Source organism: Actinomadura sp. ATCC 39365, from assembly GCF_054392275.1.
Genome location: NZ_CP184335.1, coordinates 7693107 through 7710135, shown reverse-complemented (window position 1 = coordinate 7710135; position 17029 = coordinate 7693107). Strand labels below are relative to the sequence as shown.

The window sequence follows — 17029 nt, the reverse complement described above, 5'->3', positions numbered from 1 at the left end:
GTGGCGGGCCTACCGGTCGGGTGGCGGGCCTTCCGGGGCGGCCAGCAGGCTCAGGGCGCGGCCCGCTCCCGGCACGCGGGCCAGGTTGGCGCTGATGCACGCCGCGGTCTCGCGTACGGCGTCGGCCAGCAAGGGCAGCCGGTTCGTGCCGACCACCACGACGGCCGCCGCGGCCACCACGGCCCCCGTCGGCGCGCGCACGGGGGCGGCCACACATCCCAGGGGCGGCAGGGCCGCCTCGAAGTCGAACGCCACCCGCCGTTCGCGGGCGTCACCGATCCGCCGCGCCCATTCGGCCGGGGAGTGCCCCTCCGGCAGGCTCCAGCCGGGCTCAGGACGGCGGCCCGACGCCGGGTTGCCCACCGCCAGCACGACCTCGGCGGCGCTGGCCACCGGCAGCACCAGGCCGGGACGCATGCGGAAGACCTCGTCCACGGCCGGGTCGCCGATCCCCGAGACGACGATGACGTCGTCGCCGTCCCTGACCGCGATGGTCACCGCGCATCCCGCGGCGGCCAGCCGCCGCATCGGTCGTACGGCGGCCGTGCTCAGCACCTGGGCCGGTGACCACCGCTGACCCCAGCGGAACATGCGCGTGCCGATGCGGTAGCGGCCGCCGTCCTCGCGGTGGACCAGGCCGAGGTCGGTGAGCCGGCACAACAACCGGTGGGCGGTCGCCTTGGGCAGGCCGGTGGCCACGGCGAGCTGCGTCAGCCCGGCCTCCTCCACCCGCGCGAGCTCCTCCAGCACCGCGAACGCGCCGTGCAGCACCCCGCGCCCGGCGGCGGGCCCGGCTCGTCCGTCGTCCCCGTGGCCGCCGCCGATCTCTTCCGGGCAGAATTCCATCGCGCACCCCCGGGTCGCACTGACTCACCCGTTCGTATCACCGGGACGGATGCGCTCCACAGATTCCCGACCGCTATATGTGACTAACCAATCACTCCAAGTGACGACGCGAGACGAGTGCGCACTTCGGAGCCTGCGTCGCAAGGGGTGTGGACGGCTATAGGCGAGTTTCTCCGTCGATAGGGTGACGTGTCGCGATGACACGACTACTTATCGTGTGCGAGCGGTATCAGTCGTTCGGCCGGACGAGCACCGGCGACGGGTGCGAGCAGTTCGCGGAGACGCGCCCTTCGCCGGTCCTTCCCCGTGTGCCGCAAAGCCCCGCCTCCAGGAAGGGACTACATGCGCAGCAAAGTCGTCGCGGTCTTCCCGGGCAGCGCAGCCATGCCCTCCGCCGGGGTGCTGGCGCCCCTGGCCGCCCGTACGCCGGCCGTCTCGGAGCTCCTGTCGGAGATCGACGCCGTCGCCGCCGAGTACGGCTCGCCACCGCTCAGCGCCTACCTCCTCGCCCCGGACGCCCCCCGCCCACCCGGCCCCGAGAGCCACTACCTGGCCCTGATGGCGGTGTCGTCAGCCACCTTCGGCACCCTCGTACGGGAAGGGCTCCAGCCGTACGCGCTGGTGGGCCACGGCCTCGGGGAGTTGTGGGCCCTGGTCGCCGCCGGGGTCCTGAGCGCGGGCGACGGCGCCCGCCTGGCCTGCGCACGCAGCCGCGCACTGACCGGCCTGGACTGGCCGGGCGCGATGATGTCCCTCGACGTCTCCGCCGTGCAGGCCCGGCATCTGGTCGCGCTGCTCGACCATCCCCATCTCGTGGTCGGCTGCGACGACACGCCGCGGCGGTGCGTGCTGTCGGGGCCGCGCGAGCTGATGCCGCCGGCGGCCCGGATCGCCGGACACCTGGGCTGGACGAGCGCCGCACTCCAGGTTCCGCACCCCGCCCACACGCCCGCGGTCGCCGCCGCGGCCGCCGACCTGAGAGGCCGCCTGTCCGGCGTCAGGACCTCCCCGGCGCGTTGGCCGGTGTTCTCGCCGACGCTGGGACGCCTGCTCACCCCCGACGACGACCCCGTCGCCGTCACCGCCGACGCCATGGTCGTCACCGTGCACTTCCACCAGGCCGTCAGGGGGCTGGCCGCCCGCGGCGCGGAGGTCTTCCTGGAGTGCGGGGCGGGCGAGGACGCGGTCACGCTGGTCCGCGCCATCGTCCCCGCCGCCACCGCCGCCTCCCCGCTCGCCGCCGGCGGCCCCTGGCGGCCGGGCGAGTCATCCCGCTCCGCCGCCCTGCACATCCCCGAACCGGCACCGAACGGCTCCGCGCCCACACCGGCTCCGGCCGCACACGGCGGCCCTGCCTTCTTCGTCGACCAGATCGAACCGTCGTGGCGCGACGAACCCGCGGAGATCGGTGACGGCCCCGTGGAGCTCGGCCGGCGCGGCGAAGCGGCGGAACGCGTCGCGTTGCCGCAAGCCGGCGCCGGGCTCGTGCCCGCCCCGAGCCGTCCGGGGGACGCCGATCAGGAGACGGGCCGGTCGGGGGTGGCGGGTGTCGCGCCGCTCGGGCAGGTGGCGGGGCGGTCGGGGGTGGCTGGTGGCGCGGGGCTCGGGCAGGTGGCGTGTCCGCGGCTTGCCCCTGCGCCGCCACTCGCGCCGCCGCTCTTCCCGCCCGTCGACCGCATGTTGCCCCCGGCGACACTGCTGCTGTGCGGCGGGGCCGACGTCCTGGCGTTGCGGGCGCTGACCGACGATCGCGACGACGTGGTGGTGGCCGACGCCGACACCATCGACTGGACCTGGCTGCCCCTGACGCCCCGGCACCTGCGGGTGGTCGCCCGCCCAGGCCCCGACGCCGGACCGGTGCACGAGGCGATGATCGCCACCGCGGCGCGCTTCCCGCACCTCCACAGCATCGCCGCCCTCGTCATGGACGCACTGCGCCAGGAGGTGGCGCCGCACCCGATCGCCGGCCTGTTCGCGGGGGCGATCCGGCCGCTGGCCGCCGAGCTGGCCGGCTGTGCCTGCGTCGCGGTCGCGACCGCGGACGTCGACCTGCCCGCCGCGCTCGACGTCCTGGCCGCCGAGCTGGAGGCGGCGCCCCCGCTGCTGGCCGCCTTCTACCAGGGCCCGCAACGGCTGCTGTACGAGCTCACCCCGGCCTTCGGCGAACAGCCGTGGCAGGGGAACGGACGGTCGTGGCCCTCGGCGACCAACACGGCATGAACGCCGCGCCTCCCCGTCGCCGACATTCCGGGGAAGCGACTCCTGACGAGACCGCGCCTTCCGTCTCCGCGACTCTTTGCGTACGCTGCATGACGGTAAGTGACAGGCAAGCATTCGTTCAGGAGGGGCATTGCGCAAGACAAGGCATGTCGCGGCGGTCGTCGCCGGGTCCGTCGCCCTGCTGTCGCTGGGGCTCACCACGCCCGCGTCGGCTGCCACGGTCCTCGACTGCGACACCTTCGTCCACAACAACGACAACTATCTCGGCATCGCGATGTGCAGCAATCCGACGGGCGAGACCTGGCGGTTCCGGGCCGTGGTCACCTGCGGCTGGGCGCCCGACGTCGTCGGCGACTGGGTCGACCTCCCGCCGGGTCGTTCGGGCCAGTCCCAGGGCGTCTGCGGCCGGCTCGGCACGGGCGTCGGCGCCGTGGGCGTCGACGAGCGCCGCGTCTGAACCGGACAGATCGCGAGCCGCCGGTGAGGAACTCTTGACCACGGCCGAGAGCCCTTCACCGGCGAAGCCACCCTCAGCCGCCGCCGACGTGCGGCCGTGAGGATCGGCCGATGCCCTCTCCGTGCGGCGTGCGGGCATCGGTCCGTTCCTCCGGGTGGCCGTCGAACGGCGGGGTGCTGGTCACGATGGCGCTTCCAGGTGGACGCGGTGCCGGTGCCTGTGCGAGCTCGATCGGGGGCACGGGCCGGGAACTCGAGGTGCCGGGCGGACAGTACTGGTATGTGGATATGTCGATGCGTGCCCGGATTCGTGCTGGGGATCAGACGGCCTTCTCGTGGCTCTTCGACGAGTACGCCAAGGCCGTCTACAACCATGCCTTCCGCCTGACCGCCAACTGGAGCGAGGCGGAGGACGTCATGGCGTTGACGTTCCTGGAAGCCTGGCGATTACGGGCGAGGATCGACCCCGAGGGCGGCTCGCTGCGGCCGTGGCTGCTCGGCATCGCGACCAACGTCTCCCGCAACGTCCGCAGGGCCGCCCGCCGCCACGACGACGTCCTGGCCAGGATCCCCAAGGGCGAGTCGGTGCCCGATTTCGCCGAGGAGGTGGTCGGGCGCATCGACGACGCAGAACGGCTGGCCGCGGTCAGGCGGGCGTTCGGCAGGCTACGCAAGCAGGAGCAGGACGTGTTCGCGCTGTGCGTCTGGGCCGCGCTGGACTACGCCCAGGCGGCCGAGGCGCTGGGCGTCCCGGTGGGCACCGTCAGGTCCCGTCTGTCGCGGGCGCGGAAGAAGCTCACGGAGTTCGCGGAACGCGAAGGACTCACGGACCCCGGGGAACGCGGGAATCTCGGCGAAGTCCCGGGATTCGGGGAACTCGCCGGGACGAGCCGACAGGTAACAGGTGACCCAGGCCCCGCCAAGGAGGAGATCCGATGAACATGCCGGTTGAGCGTGATCTTTCCGAGGGCCGTCGCCAACTGCTCAAGGAGTTCGTGATGACCGAGATCGAGAAGGCGCCCCGTACCCGTCCGTCCAGGGTCAGGCTGCTGGCTCCCGTCGGCGCGCTGGCGGCCGCCGGGGCCGTCGCCGTCCCGCTGCTCTTCGGCGGCCCGGCGTACGCGGTGTCCAGGGCGTCCGACGGGTTGATCGACATCAGCTTCAGCGAGGCGCGGGACCCCGAGGGGCTGCAGGCCGAGCTGCGGGCCCTGGGGGCGAACGTGGTGGTCAGCTACGTGCCCGACGGCAAGAAGTGCGGCCCGGAGCCGCGCGCGGCCCGCTTCCTGAGCAAGGAGGAGGCGCCGCTGTCGGTGTTCCCGCGGCCCGAGGGGCATGAGGCCGGCTTCGTCATCGACCCCAAGGTGATCAAGGAGGGGCAGACGGGCGTGCTGGAGTTCAGTGTCAGCGAGGAGAGGAAGGTCGCCGGGATCTGGGCGCGCGTCGCCGAGGGGCCGGTGGCCGACTGCGAGCTGGTCGACACCACGGACGCGCCGCTGTCGCACTGACGCCACGCTCCGGCCGTTCCCCGCGGGGGATGTGCCCCACGCCGCGCGTCGAGATCGATCATCACGGCATGCTGGAGGGCGGGGACGACACTTCGGGCCGTCCCCGCGACCGTCCGGCGGGGATCCCGGTCAGTGGGCGAGGCCGATGGAGGCGGGGATGCTCCAGGGGCCGCAGTCGGAGCTGAAGGTGCCCTTGTCGCAGCCCTGGACGACGAAGGCGAACGTGTTGACCTCGTGGCCGTTGGTCGTGGTGCCGACGCCGTCGCGCACGTACGGGGCCATCACGTACTGGCCGCTCCAGGCGGTCAGCCGGCCCGTCCGGACCTGGGTGGCCTTGCCGCCGTCCTTGCTCCAGCGGACGTTGAAGAAGTCCCAGTCACGGCCGAGGCCGCTCCACTTGAAGACGAGGTTCTGGCCCTTCTGGTAGACGCGGACCAGGGTGCCGTCGCCGAGGTTCGGCGACCAGACGATCTTGCCGTTGGTGAAACGTTGCCAGGAGCCCTTCTTGTCCGGGTATCCGTACTCCTTGGTGGTGGGGCAGCCGTACACGCTCCGCTCGCCGCCGTTGGCGCGCCACAGGCCGCCGATGAGACTGCCGCCCGGCGCCACCAGCGACGGATCGCACGCGCTGCCGGTCGCCGCCGCGGGCGCCGGTGTGACGAGGCAGAAGGTCGCCGCGAGTACGGCGGCGGCCGGGCCGGTTCGGGATGGTGAAGCCGCGCGGTGCATGGGCGTCCTCTCGTCGAAGGCGTCGGGGCGTGCGATGGGGACCGTTCCGGGAGCGTTCGGGTGACTCAGCAGTGCTTGCTCAGCGACATGCGCTTGACCAGGTCGAACAGGTCGGGGTCGAACTGTCCCTTGGCGATCCAGCGATAGGTCCGGCGGTCGTGCAGGTTCTTGACGAACTTGGTGCTGGTGCTGCCGTACACGCGTATGTCGCCGAGCAGGGCGCCGGCGCCGTCCTTCAGGTGCGCCCACATCAGCCAGGCGTCGTCGTCGCCGAGGCTGGAGACGGTGGCGTCCAGGCGCGCCGTGCCGTTCGAGTACAACGTCCAGGTCGCGCCGGGCTCGATCGTGCAGGAGCCCGCCGACAGGTAGCCGCGCCAGACGTACGTCTTCTGCTCCAGGGCGGACGCGCCGGCCGTCGCGGTGACGGACGACGCCAGGACGACGGCGGACACGAGCACGCCGGCGGTCTTGCGGACGCCTTTCATGAGGACTCCTCAGGAGGTGGGGGAAGGGGGCGCCGAATCGGACCCCGGGTGACCGGGACGGCGGGGGAGGTCAGACGGCGTTGTCCGGGGGCGGGCCGATGACCTGGTAGCCGTGACGGGCGGCGACCTCGGCCAGCTGGGCGAGGTCGGCGTCCCCGGCCGCGACTTCGGCGGCGAAGTGTTCGAAGCCAGCGGGCCAGGTGAGCTGGAGCAGGCGCAGCGGAGCCTCCTGGCCGTTGGCGAAGGCGTGCGGTACCCCGCGTGGGAGCAGGACGAAGGCCCCAGCCGCGGCCTGCCACGACCGCTCGCCGCAGTACATCCGAGCCGTTCCCGACAGCACGTAGAACGCCTCGTCGTCGTCCCGGTGCACGTGCAGGGGCGTGGCGAAGCCCGGCGGGCATTCCTGCTCGATGACGGTGAGCCGGTCGCCGGTCGCCGCCCCGCCCGCCTTCACGGTCATGGTGGTGCCGAGGAACGCGTGGACGGCGCTGCCGCCGGCAGGCAGATGGAGCGCGCTCAAGACCGTCTGCACAGGGTGTGGCGCCGGATCGATGGACGTCATGCCTCACCACCTTTTGTAGCCTCACTCTAAAGTGCTACTCTAAAGTGGTACTCTAAATCGATGGACGACGTCAAGAGCCCCAAACGGCGCTCGGCCCAGACCAGAAGCCGGGTAGTGACCGCCGCCCAAGGGCTGTTCGTCGTGCGGGGCTACGCCGGCACGACCTTCCAGCAGGTCGCCGACGCGGCCGAGGTCTCGGTGCAGACGGTGTACTTCCACTACGGGACCAAGAGCGGGCTGCTCAAGCACGTGGTCGACGTCGCCTCGGCCGGGGACGACGAGCCCGTGCCGCTGCTGGAACGTCCCTGGTTCGCGGCCTTGCAGGCGTCGCGGGACCCGGTGGAAGTCGTACGGGGGTGGGTGCACCAGAGCGGCGTCATCCTCGGCCGCGTCGCCCCCGTCCTGGCCGTGGTCCGCGACGCGGCGGCCACGGACGCCGACATGGCCGCCCAGTGGGCCGTCAACAGCGAGCAGCGGCACACCGCCCACGGGCAGGTCGTCGCCATCCTCGACCGCCTGCACGCCCTGCGGCCCGGCCTGACCGCCGACCGGGCCACCGACATCACCGTCGGGCTGCTGTCACCGGACCTGTTCCTGGTGATGACCCGCGAGTGCGGCTGGACGCCGGCGCAGTGGGAGGACTGGAGCGCCGACCAGCTCTCCCACGCCCTCCTGCCCTCCTGACCACCCGGCAGATCGTCAGAACGGGCGGGTGGCCGGACGGATGGTCAGTCGGTCGGCTCCATGTCCGGGTCCTCGTTCTCGCCGGACTCCTCGGCCACCTCGCGCCGCTCCTGCGCGACCTTCTCCTCCGGGTCGGGCGGTGGCTCGACCGGCTCCGCGGGGATCGGCCGGGGAGTGTCCCGCACTTCGACCCCCGCCCGCGCGGCGGTGGTGTCGCTCTCCCCGTTGACCCGTCCGACCGCGGGCGGCATGTCCTCGGGCAGCTTGTCCTGTTCGTCCATGACCCGCAACTGCCCTGACCTTGACCTCTTGAACGAAGAGCGCCCTGCTCGGCATCTGAGGCGGCCGTGGCCCGCGGCTCACGAGCCGAGCCATTCGGCCGGTTCCTCGGGCCCGGGTGGCTGCATGCCGCGGCGCAGCAGAGCGGCGTGCAGCGCCAGGACCGCCTGCTTGAACGCCTGCTGGTCCGTGCAGCGCGGCCGGGCCGGGCAGATCCGGGCGTTGCGCGCTGACCGCGCGTAGTGCGCTGGGCCTCTCGCGGCGGGTCGTGACGCACGTCCCGGGGAAGCCTTCGCGTCACGGAAGTTCCGCTGTTCGGCGGTCAGGCCGCGCGGCGGGCGCGGTTCAGGACGAGGGCGCCGAGGACGATGGCGGTCAGGCCGAGGATCAGGTCCAGGTAGCCGCCGACGATGCCGTAACCGGTGCCGGGACCGCCCTTGGCGGCGGCGATGACCCAGCCGCCGATGACCATGCTGGTCACCCCCGTGGCCAGGGCGACGACGGCCCCGCGCTTCCCGGTCGCGGCCACGGTGCCGGTGCCGGTCCCCGTGCCGGTGCCGGGGGTGGCGCGGCGGCGGAGGCGGCCGGTGGAGCGGGCCAGGGTGAGGCCGCCGGCGGCGACGCCGGCCAGGCCCAGCCCGGCGGCGATCAGGGACCACAGCCGGCCGGTGGTCATGGCGTAGGCGGCGACGGGGTCGGCCTGGGCCGCGAGGAGGTGGTCGATGAACATGAGGGGTTCCTTTCGCCTGGACGTCGACGTGGGAAGAGCATGGCCGCCGGGCCCGCCGCCGGTCGTCCGGCGGGAGCGGGTTTCTCGGGGTGCCACCGGTGCCGCAGCCGGCTACCGCACGGGCGGCAGGGAAGCGCGGACGTACCGCGTCCGCGGTAGGCGGCGGGTGATCCTCCTGCCGGAGTCGTACGGCCGGACATGCGGCTATGGTGCGCGTATGAGCACAAGGCGGCTCGGCGTCGGGGCCGGGGTGATCGACTGGCTGATCGCGGCCGGCGTGGCGGCGGCGCTGGTGGTCACCGGGTTGTCCGGGCAGCCTTCCGCCACCCACCTCGCGCCGCTCGGCTACGCGCTGCTGGCGGGCGGCGGACTGGCGCTGGTCGCGCGCCGCCGGGCGCCGGTCCCCGTCCTGGCCGTGACGGGGTTGTGCGCGGTGGGGTACCAGGCGGCCGGGTTCGACGTGCCGGCGGTGGCGTACCTGTTCGCGGTGTACGCGGCGATGCGGGCCGGAAGACGGCTGGTCACCGTGGCCGCGAGTGTGATCGTGCTGGCCCTGCTGCCGCTGGCCGCGATGGCCTCCGGACTGCACGACACGGGCGAGGCGTTCGCGCAGGCCAGGGGGGCGCTGGAGCTGGCCTGGCTGGTCGCGGCCGGCGCCGCGGGCGAGGCGTTGCGGCAGGCGGAGGGACGGGCGGAGGAGGCCGAGCGCACCCGGGAGGAGACCGCGCGGCGGCGTGCCGACGAGGAGCGGCTGCGCATCGCGCGGGACCTGCACGATTCGCTCACCCACCAGATCTCGGTCATCAAGGTGCAGGCCGAGGTGGCCGTCCACGTGGCCCGCAGGAAGGGGGAGCAGGTGCCGCAGGCCCTGCTGGTGATCCAGGAGGCCGGCCGCGAGGCGACCAGGGAGCTGCGCGCGACCCTGGAGGCGCTGCGCGACGACACGACTCCGCCGCACGGCCTCGACCGGGTCCCCGAGCTGCTGGAACGGGCCAGGACCACCGGCCTCGACGCGACGCTGACGATCGAAGGACAACGACGGGACGTGCCGGCCGCGGTGGACCGGACCGCGTACCGGATCGTCCAGGAGTCCCTGACCAACATCGCGCGGCACGCCGCCGCCGCGAGCGCGGAGGTCCGCATCGACTACCGTCCCGACGCGCTGGCGATCCGCGTGGACGACGACGGCACGGCCACGCCGGACGCCGCCCCCGTGCCCGGCGTCGGCCTGATCGGGATGCGCGAACGCGTCACCGCGCTCGGCGGCAGCCTGCGGGCCGCGCCGCGCGGCGCGGGCGGCTTCACCGTCCAGGCCGAGCTGCCGATGGACCGCACGCCGTGATCCGGGTCCTGCTGGTGGACGACCAGCCGCTGCTGCGCGGCGGGTTCCGCGCGCTGCTCGACCTGGAGGACGACATCGAGGTGGTCGCCGAGGCCGCCGACGGCGCGCAGGGCCTGGCCCTGGCCAGGGAGCACCTGCCGGACGTCGCGCTCATCGACATCCAGATGCCGGTCGTGGACGGCATCGAGGCGACCCGCCGCATCGCCGCCGACCCGGCCCTGGCCGGCGTGCGCGTCGTCATCCTGACCAACTACGGCCTGGACGAGTACGTCTTCAACGCGCTGCGCGCCGGCGCGGCGGGGTTCCTCGTCAAGGACGTCGTACCGGAGGACTTCCTGCACGCCGTGCGCGTCGCGGCCCGCGGTGACGCGCTGCTCGCGCCGTCGATCACCCGCATGCTGATCGACCGGTACGTCACCCGCCCGCCCGCCGCCACCGCCGGCGAGGAGCTGCGGGAGCTGACCAACCGCGAGCGCGAGGCCGTCGCCCTGGTCGCGCGGGGGATGTCCAACGACGAGATCGCCGCCCACATGGCGATCAGCTCCATGACCGCCAAGACCCACGTCAACCGGGCGATGGCCAAGCTGCGTGTCCGCGACCGCGCCCAGCTCGTGGTCCTGGCCTACGAGTCGGGGCTGGTGACGCCGCGCACCTCGTGACGCGCCGGGAGTCAGGCGGGCACGTCGTCCAGCCGCCAGCACAGCTCGTCCACCACGCCGACGACGCCGTTGACGCCGCAGGTCCGGCGGACGGCGTGCGCGGCGTCGGACCTGCGGTCCATCCGGCCCGACAGCGTGACCACGCCCTGCCGCACCGAGACCCGCACGTTCCGGGTGTCCATCCACAACGCCCGGTGCAGGACGTCGTCGCGGACGACGGCGGCGATCTCCTCGTCGCCGCGCAGGAACATCCTGACCAGGTCACCGCGGCTGAGGATGCCCACCAGGCGGCCGTTGTAGTCCACCACGGGGATCCGGCGCACGTCGCGGGCGTTCATCAGCCGGGCGGCGGTGACCGCCGACCTCTCGGCGGTGATCGTGACCGGCGGGCTCGTCATCAGCTCCGCGGCCGTGACCGCGGTGGCCTTCCTGCTGCCGGGCCGGTGGCGCACCCGGGACAGCAGCGGCGGCCGGTAGTCCTCGCCGGGGAACCGCTCGCGGAACTCCTCCTTGCACAGCAGGTCGGACTCGGAGACGACGCCGATGACGTGCCGGTCGTCGTCGAGCACCGGCACGGCGCCGATCCCGCGGCCGGCCAGCGCCTCGGCGATCTCCTTGAACGGGGTGGCGGCGCCGACGGAGACGACCTCGCGGGTCATCACGTCCTCGACGGTCAGGTTCATCGTTCACCTCGGGGGTTCTCGGTCCTGCCTCCATCCCATCCGGCGGGGCGGCCCCGCCATAGGGGCGTAGGTCCCTGGACGGCGGGCCGGGAGTCCCCACCGGTTCAGGGGCGCTCGCGCACCACCGCGACGGTGCAGCGCGCGTGGTGCAGGACGCCGCGCATGACCGAGCCGAGCACGAACGAGCCCAGCCCGCTCCTGCCCTGCGAGCCGAGGACCAGCAGGTCGGCCCGGTCGCCCGCGGCGACGAGCGTCTTGACGGGATGGCCGCACTGGACGTCCGCGATCACCCTGACGTCGGGATGCCGTTCCTGCCAGGGGGTGAGCTGCTCCCTGGTGATGCGCAGGTGGCTCTCCCGCAGGGCCTCGATGTCGCAGGAGAAGTCGGGCGCCAGCGCGAACGGCAACGGCCAGGCGTGCACCGCCCGCAGACTGCCGCCGCGCAGCTCGGCCTGCCGGAAGGCGTAGTCGAGGGCCGGCTCGCAGGCGGGGGAGCCGTCGACGCCGACGACGACCTCGTCGTGGGAGGCGGCGTCCCCGTCGCGGACGACGACCACCGGGCCCGGCGTCTGACCGGCCACGCTCATGCTGACCGAGCCGAGCACGGCCCCGGCGAAGCCGCCCGCCCCCCTGCGCCCCACCACCAGCTCGGCGGCCTCGGCAGCCTGCTCCCGGAGGGCGACCGACGCCTTCCCGGCCATGACCCGCGTGCTCACCTCGACCGTGGGCCGGCGTTCGCGGGCGATCTCCTGCGCCTTGGCCAGGATCTCCCGCGCGCGTTCGGTCATCGAGCTCTCCCACTCGACGGCGGCGATCTGCGGAACCTGGTACGGCCAGGTCTCCACCACGGACACGATCCGCAGCGCGGCCCCCGCCCTGCAGGCGTCGTCGGCAGCCCACGCCACGGCGTCGAACCCGGACGGCGATCCGTCGACACCCACCACGACCAGCTCAGACATCGCTCATACCTCCCCTACTCATTCAGCCGTCCGGGAGGTGAGCGGACAGGATCGCCAGCCCCAAAACTTGGAGAAATCTGGCGGCGGGGACGAGCGCGGGCGGCCCCGAACGGCTTCCGGCCCGCGAACTTGGGGTTTCTTCGCCGGCTCCTGACTTTGGGCAGGCGGTGGCCGAGGAAGATCCACGGCCGGGAGGGCATCATGCCGGGACGGATCATGGTCGGCGTGGACGGGTCCGCGCCGTCGGACGCCGCGTTGGGCTGGGCCGCCGACGACGCGGCGCGTACGGGCGCGGAGTTGCAGATCGTGCACGCCCTGGACCGGCAGCCGTACAGCGTGGGCAGGTTCCCCGACTTCGGGCAGTGGAACAACCTGCTGCTGGCGGCGTCCAGGGTGCTGGAGCGGGCCGAGGCGGCCGTCCGGGCGCGGCAGCCGTCCGTGCCGGTGCACGCCGAGATCGTGGAGGGGACGCCCGCGGCCGTCCTGCAGGATCAGGCGCGGCAGGCGGACGAGCTGGTCATCGGCAACCGGGGGCTGGGCGGGTTCGCCGGAGCGCTGCTCGGGTCGGTGACCACGCAGGTGGCCGGTCAGGTGCGGTGCCCCGTGGTGGTGGTGCGCGCGGACCCGCCGGAGCGGGTCGGCGAGGTCGGCGTCGGGATCGACGACTCCGGCGTCTGCGAGCCGGCCATCGGCTACGCCTTCGAGCAGGCCAGGCTGCGCGGCGCCACGCTGCGCCTGATCCACGCCTGGCAGATTCCGGTGCACGCCTTCGCGCCGGAGATCGCCTACGACGTGGAGGAGGTCCGGGCCGCCCAGCGAGCGGTGATCAGGACCAGGACGGCCGGATGGCGGGAGAGGCATCCCGACGTGACGGTCGTGGAGGACGTGCAGAGCGCGCATCCCGTCGAGGCGCTCACCGGCGCCCCCTGCGACCTGCTGGTGGTCGGCTCCCGCGGCCGGGGCGCGTTCGGCTCGCTGCTGCTCGGCTCGGTCAGCAGAGGGGTGCTCCACCACGCGCACTGCCCGGTCGCGGTGATCCGTCCCGCCGACGACGCCGGGGGTCACGAGCCGCGGTGACGGGAGGACGGCGCGATCAGGGGCTGCGCCGCCGCCCCCAGTCCTCGCCGGCCCGCGCCCACTGGATCTCCCACTCCTGGTAGCGCCGCCGGTCCGTCCACCACCGGAACCCCGCGAACCCGCCCGCGGCGGCCAGGGCGATCACGGACATGAGCAGGAGCCCGGTCACCACACCCCTCGCCCGCAGGACCGTACGGGCGGTGGGCGGCGGCACGGGCCGGCCGGCGGCGTCGATCCACAACGGGACCGTCGAGCCGGCCCTGGCCACCCCGGGGACCGGCACCGGGCCGCTTCGCGCCGCGCCCGAGGACGTCGTCCAGCTCGCCATCGCCCGCTGCTCGCCCACCGGCATCTCGGTGAGGGCGACGCGGGCGGCCGGCGCGTCGGCCAGCAGCGTCGCCCTGACCTGGTGCCGCCCCACGGCGTGCGCGCTCTCCTCGTGGAGCGCGCCCTCGTAGGCCAGCCGGCCCACGAGGACGGCGGGCCAGACGCCCGCCAGCACCACGAGCCCGGTCACCAGCACGGCGAGCGCCTCCAGCCGGTCGGAACGGCGGCGCAGGGGATTGCCGTCGGGACGGTACAGGCGTACACGCCGGGCCAGAAGGTCGATCAACGCTTTCAACGGACACCTCCTTGAAGCACTGTGCGGGTGCCCCGGCGGGGACGGCAGGGGCGGGCGGCTCTTGACGGGAGGACCTTCGTCCCGAGTCCGTCAGGACGGACCGGGCGGCCCGGCGTTCGGATCACGGAGGACAAGGCGTGGTCACCCCGCCATCATGAACGAACCAAGAAGATCAACATGGCCGTTCTCCTGGGAAGACGTGCCAAGAGACCGCCCCGGCCGCCTCAGCCCGGCTCCAGCGAGCGGGGGATCGAGTCCGACGGCCCGGCGGGATGCCCGGTACGCCCCGCCGCGTCATAGATCTTGACCCACCGGATCCCCGGGAACTGCTTGAGCGTCGGCCTGATCTGGTCGGCGATCGTGACGGCCGACCCGCCGCCGTCGACGGGGCCGGTCAGGTGGACCCTGGCGATCCCGTCCGCGACGGCCAGCCGGCCGAAGCCGGTGGACTTGGAGCTGACGAAGCGCAGGCCGCGCGCATGCTCGGCCTCGGTCGGGCCGGCGAACAGCCGTTGCAGCGCGCCGTAGGCGGTCGCCGGCGGGGCCACCGGGCGGGTCACCGCCGCCGTGCGCGGGCTCCGGCCGGTGGTGTCGAGGAAGTGGTCGCGTACGGGCACGGTCCGGTACGACGTGATGAGGTCGACGACGACCCGGCTGGGCCGGGTGAGGGTGCGTACCTGGTAGGGCACCCGTCTGGCCAGGCCGACGCCGAAGGTGAGCGTGGCCTCGAAGTCGCCGGTGTTGACGACCTGGACGACGCCGGGCAGCGCGTAGGTCCGGCGGGTGGGGCCGTAGCTGACCCGGCCCCGGCGGTCGTGGCCGTCGGCCTGGTCGAAGCGGACCTGGAGCAGGGCGTCGCCGACCGCGCCGACCGTCCGTCCGGAGCCGTCGGCGATCAGCCGGGACACGTAGCGCACGTCGTGCCGGGCCGGGACGGGGCCGCGGAACTCGAAGACCAGCCGGTCCAGGCCGGGCAGGTGCGCTGCCCGGATGCCGACCAGGACGGGGACGGCGGCCTGCCGCGCGGCCCGCGCGGGTAAGGCCGGCACGCCGGTGACGGTCACCGCCAGGGCGACGGCGACGAGGGAACGGATCGGGACCATGATCATCATCTCTTTTCCCGTGAACGATCCTGGTCCCAGACTGACGCGCGCGACCGCGGGGCGACACCGCCGGACGTCCTGAACTCCGTGGCCTTCCGGCTCCGGCACCGGAAGTGTCCTTGGACCCTCGTGGCGCGGGTCCTCCGGCCCTGTGGCGGGCGGCCTGGGAGGTCCCATCCTGGTGGGGTAGGCCGGACAGAGAAGACCGGACGTCCCGACGCGGTCGTCTTCTGGAGGTGGACCATGAGCACGTGCTCGCCGAGACAGGCCATGGACGCGGCGGTCGAGGCCGGTCGATGGGCCCCTTCCGTGCACAACACCCAGCCGTGGACCTTCTCCGTCTCCGACGTGGAGATCGGGTTGAAGGCCGACACCGGCAGGCAGCTCAAGGCCGGTGACGTGGCCGGGCGGGAACTGGTGATCAGTTGTGGCGCGGCGCTGTTCACGATGTGCGTCGCGATGCGATGTGCGGGGTTCGAGCCGGTCGTACGGGTTCTGCTGGATCCCGATCGGCCCGGGTTGCTGGCGACGGTCAGGCCGGGCCGGGAGAGCGAGCCGGACGAGGTGACGCGGGTGCTCGGGGGCGAGATCGAGCGGCGTCACACGCATCGGGCGGGTTTCGCCGACGTCCCGGTCCCTGATCGGTTCGTGGAGTCGCTGGTGAGGGCGGCGATGAGCGAGGGGGTCCGGTTGACGCCCGTCCGGTCGGCGGCGGCGGTGGAGGTGCTGGCCGCGCTGACCCGGGCGGCGCAGGGCGTGCAGGAGCAGGACCAGCGGTTCGGCCTGGAGGTCGTGCGGTGGGCCAGGCCGCCGGGCAGCACGCGGGGCGACGGTGTGCCGGCCGGGAGTTACCCGCGGGAGGGCGCGCCGACGGAGGCGGTCTTCCCCCAGCGTCACTACGCGTGGCGGCAGGGCTGGGGCGCGCCGGGCGGCCAGGACGAGACGGCCGTCGGGGTGGTCGCCGTGCTGACCACGCGGGCGGACGACCGGCGGGAGTGGCTGGCCACTGGCCAGGCGCTGCAGCGGGTTCTGCTGCAGGCCTCGGCGCACGGGGTCAGTGCCGCCTTCCACACGCAGGCCCTGGAGCTGGAGCTGTTGCGGGAGTTCCTGCGGCTGGAGCTGTTCTCGGGGGAGCACCCGCAGATGATCATGCGGCTGGGAGTCACCTTCGAGGAGAAGGGCACGCCCCGGCGTCCGCTCGCCGACGTCCTGGAATGAGCGGAGCGCCCTTCTAGAATCCGCAGGCATGGGGACCGACAGGCTGCGCCGCAAGCCGTACGAGAAGGAACTGCTCCGCCTCCAGGCGGAGCTGGTGGAGTTGCAGGAGTGGGTGCGGGCCGAGGGGTGGCGCGTCGTGGTGATCTTCGAGGGGCGCGACGCCGCGGGCAAGGGCAGCACGATCAAGCGGGTGACCGAGTACCTGAACCCGCGGGTGGCCAGGATCGCCGCGCTGCCCGTCCCGACCGACCGGCAGCGGTCGCAGTGGTACTTCCAGCGGTACGTCGAGCACCTGCCGGCCGCGGGGGAGATCGTGCTGTTCGACCGGAGCTGGTACAACCGGGCCGGTGTCGAGCGGGTGATGGGGTTCTGCACGCAGGAGGAGTACACGCGCTTCCTGCACCAGTGCCCGATCTTCGAGAGGCTGCTGGTCGAGGACGGGATCCTGCTGCGCAAGTACTGGTTCTCGGTGAGCGACGCCGAGCAGGAGCGGCGCTTCCGCGACCGGCTGGCGGACCCGATGCGCCGGTGGAAGTTGTCGCCGATGGACCTGGAGTCGATCACCAGGTGGGAGGAGTACTCCCGGGCCAAGGACGAGATGCTGGTGCACACCGACATCCCCGAGTCGCCCTGGTACGAGGTGCAGGGCGAGGACAAACGGCGGGCCAGGATCAACATGATCGCGCACCTGCTGTCCACGATCCCCTACCGGCGGGTCGTGCGGGCGCCGCTGGAGATCCCGCCGCGACCGCCCGCCACCGGCTACCGGCGTCCGCCGCTCCGCCCCGGGGGGTACGTCCCCGACGTCACGGCCGACCTCTGAGCGGGCCGGCTGGGAAATCCGGCGTACCGGAACGGATCCTCCCTTGT

General features: G+C 73.3%; 20 protein-coding genes. 10 read left to right on the top strand and 10 right to left on the bottom strand.

Features of this window, described 5'->3' with window-relative positions:
* Positions 1–9: 9 nt before the first annotated feature.
* A complete protein-coding gene (locus ACNF49_RS37570) occupies positions 10–846 on the bottom strand; it encodes an IclR family transcriptional regulator (protein ID WP_357971736.1) in 837 nt (278 codons plus the stop codon).
* A 342-nt stretch (positions 847–1188) separates the two neighbouring features.
* On the opposite strand from ACNF49_RS37570, the gene ACNF49_RS37565 reads away from it, so the two are divergent.
* From ACNF49_RS37565 to ACNF49_RS37550, 4 genes are all read left to right on the top strand, one after another.
* On the top strand, positions 1189–3066 hold the full coding sequence (locus ACNF49_RS37565; RefSeq protein WP_482940579.1) for an acyltransferase domain-containing protein: 1878 nt from the start codon (positions 1189–1191) through the stop codon (positions 3064–3066).
* A gap of 130 nt (positions 3067–3196) precedes the next feature.
* On the top strand, positions 3197–3523 hold the full coding sequence (locus ACNF49_RS37560; protein WP_357971732.1) for a hypothetical protein: 327 nt from the start codon (positions 3197–3199) through the stop codon (positions 3521–3523).
* Between the two features lie 293 nt (positions 3524–3816).
* Positions 3817–4461 (top strand): RNA polymerase sigma factor, encoded by a 645-nt coding sequence (locus ACNF49_RS37555; RefSeq protein ID WP_482940578.1) that lies wholly within the window; start codon positions 3817–3819, stop codon positions 4459–4461.
* Positions 4458–5027: a hypothetical protein gene (locus ACNF49_RS37550; RefSeq protein ID WP_357971728.1), complete on the top strand. Its 570-nt coding sequence runs from the start codon at positions 4458–4460 to the stop codon at positions 5025–5027. Before ACNF49_RS37555 ends, ACNF49_RS37550 begins: the two co-directional genes overlap by 4 nt.
* 129 nt (positions 5028–5156) lie before the next feature.
* Here ACNF49_RS37550 and ACNF49_RS37545 read toward each other — a convergent pair whose 3' ends face one another.
* From ACNF49_RS37545 to ACNF49_RS37535, 3 genes are all read right to left on the bottom strand, one after another.
* The gene (locus tag ACNF49_RS37545; RefSeq protein WP_482940577.1) at positions 5157–5756 is read right to left on the bottom strand and encodes an LGFP repeat-containing protein; all 600 of its coding nucleotides are present in this window, start codon (positions 5754–5756) and stop codon (positions 5157–5159) included.
* A gap of 65 nt (positions 5757–5821) precedes the next feature.
* A complete protein-coding gene (locus tag ACNF49_RS37540; protein WP_482940576.1) occupies positions 5822–6241 on the bottom strand; it encodes a DUF6294 family protein in 420 nt (139 codons plus the stop codon).
* 70 nt (positions 6242–6311) lie between these two features.
* Positions 6312–6761, bottom strand: coding sequence for a cupin domain-containing protein (locus tag ACNF49_RS37535; RefSeq protein WP_482940575.1), 450 nt, complete (start codon positions 6759–6761; stop codon positions 6312–6314).
* 102 nt (positions 6762–6863) lie between these two features.
* Here ACNF49_RS37535 and ACNF49_RS37530 point away from each other — a divergent pair, with 102 nt between their 5' ends.
* Positions 6864–7487, top strand: coding sequence for a TetR/AcrR family transcriptional regulator (locus tag ACNF49_RS37530; RefSeq protein ID WP_482940574.1), 624 nt, complete (start codon positions 6864–6866; stop codon positions 7485–7487).
* A 44-nt stretch (positions 7488–7531) separates the two neighbouring features.
* Here the strand turns inward: ACNF49_RS37530 and ACNF49_RS37525 are convergent, their stop codons facing one another.
* Together ACNF49_RS37525 and ACNF49_RS37520 are read right to left on the bottom strand one after the other, a co-directional pair.
* Complete coding sequence (locus ACNF49_RS37525) at positions 7532–7768, bottom strand: hypothetical protein (protein ID WP_482940573.1); 237 nt, start codon at positions 7766–7768, stop codon at positions 7532–7534.
* A 320-nt stretch (positions 7769–8088) separates the two neighbouring features.
* A complete protein-coding gene (locus ACNF49_RS37520) occupies positions 8089–8496 on the bottom strand; it encodes a DUF6223 family protein (protein WP_482940572.1) in 408 nt (135 codons plus the stop codon).
* Positions 8497–8713: 217 nt separating this feature from the next.
* Here ACNF49_RS37520 and ACNF49_RS37515 point away from each other — a divergent pair, with 217 nt between their 5' ends.
* Both ACNF49_RS37515 and ACNF49_RS37510 read left to right on the top strand, forming a co-directional pair.
* A complete protein-coding gene (locus ACNF49_RS37515; protein WP_357971713.1) occupies positions 8714–9838 on the top strand; it encodes a sensor histidine kinase in 1125 nt (374 codons plus the stop codon).
* On the top strand, positions 9835–10497 hold the full coding sequence (locus tag ACNF49_RS37510; RefSeq protein WP_357971711.1) for a response regulator: 663 nt from the start codon (positions 9835–9837) through the stop codon (positions 10495–10497). The genes ACNF49_RS37515 and ACNF49_RS37510 overlap by 4 nt, the downstream gene beginning before the upstream one ends.
* 11 nt (positions 10498–10508) lie before the next feature.
* Here ACNF49_RS37510 and ACNF49_RS37505 read toward each other — a convergent pair whose 3' ends face one another.
* Both ACNF49_RS37505 and ACNF49_RS37500 read right to left on the bottom strand, forming a co-directional pair.
* Positions 10509–11180, bottom strand: a complete 672-nt coding sequence (locus ACNF49_RS37505; RefSeq protein WP_482940571.1) for a CBS domain-containing protein — start codon at positions 11178–11180, stop codon at positions 10509–10511.
* 104 nt (positions 11181–11284) lie between these two features.
* Positions 11285–12139, bottom strand: a complete 855-nt coding sequence (locus ACNF49_RS37500) for a universal stress protein (protein WP_357971707.1) — start codon at positions 12137–12139, stop codon at positions 11285–11287.
* Between the two features lie 201 nt (positions 12140–12340).
* Between ACNF49_RS37500 and ACNF49_RS37495 the strand changes: the two genes are divergently transcribed.
* Complete coding sequence (locus ACNF49_RS37495) at positions 12341–13216, top strand: universal stress protein (protein ID WP_357971705.1); 876 nt, start codon at positions 12341–12343, stop codon at positions 13214–13216.
* Positions 13217–13232: 16 nt separating this feature from the next.
* Here ACNF49_RS37495 and ACNF49_RS37490 read toward each other — a convergent pair whose 3' ends face one another.
* A complete protein-coding gene (locus ACNF49_RS37490; protein ID WP_482940570.1) occupies positions 13233–13838 on the bottom strand; it encodes an Rv1733c family protein in 606 nt (201 codons plus the stop codon).
* Positions 13839–14062: 224 nt separating this feature from the next.
* Positions 14063–14941: a GerMN domain-containing protein gene (locus tag ACNF49_RS37485; protein WP_482940569.1), complete on the bottom strand. Its 879-nt coding sequence runs from the start codon at positions 14939–14941 to the stop codon at positions 14063–14065.
* Between the two features lie 243 nt (positions 14942–15184).
* Here ACNF49_RS37485 and ACNF49_RS37480 point away from each other — a divergent pair, with 243 nt between their 5' ends.
* The gene (locus tag ACNF49_RS37480; RefSeq protein ID WP_482940568.1) at positions 15185–16159 is read left to right on the top strand and encodes an Acg family FMN-binding oxidoreductase; all 975 of its coding nucleotides are present in this window, start codon (positions 15185–15187) and stop codon (positions 16157–16159) included.
* A gap of 28 nt (positions 16160–16187) precedes the next feature.
* Positions 16188–16982 (top strand): polyphosphate kinase 2, encoded by a 795-nt coding sequence (ppk2, locus tag ACNF49_RS37475; protein ID WP_482940567.1) that lies wholly within the window; start codon positions 16188–16190, stop codon positions 16980–16982.
* Positions 16983–17029 lie beyond the last annotated feature (47 nt).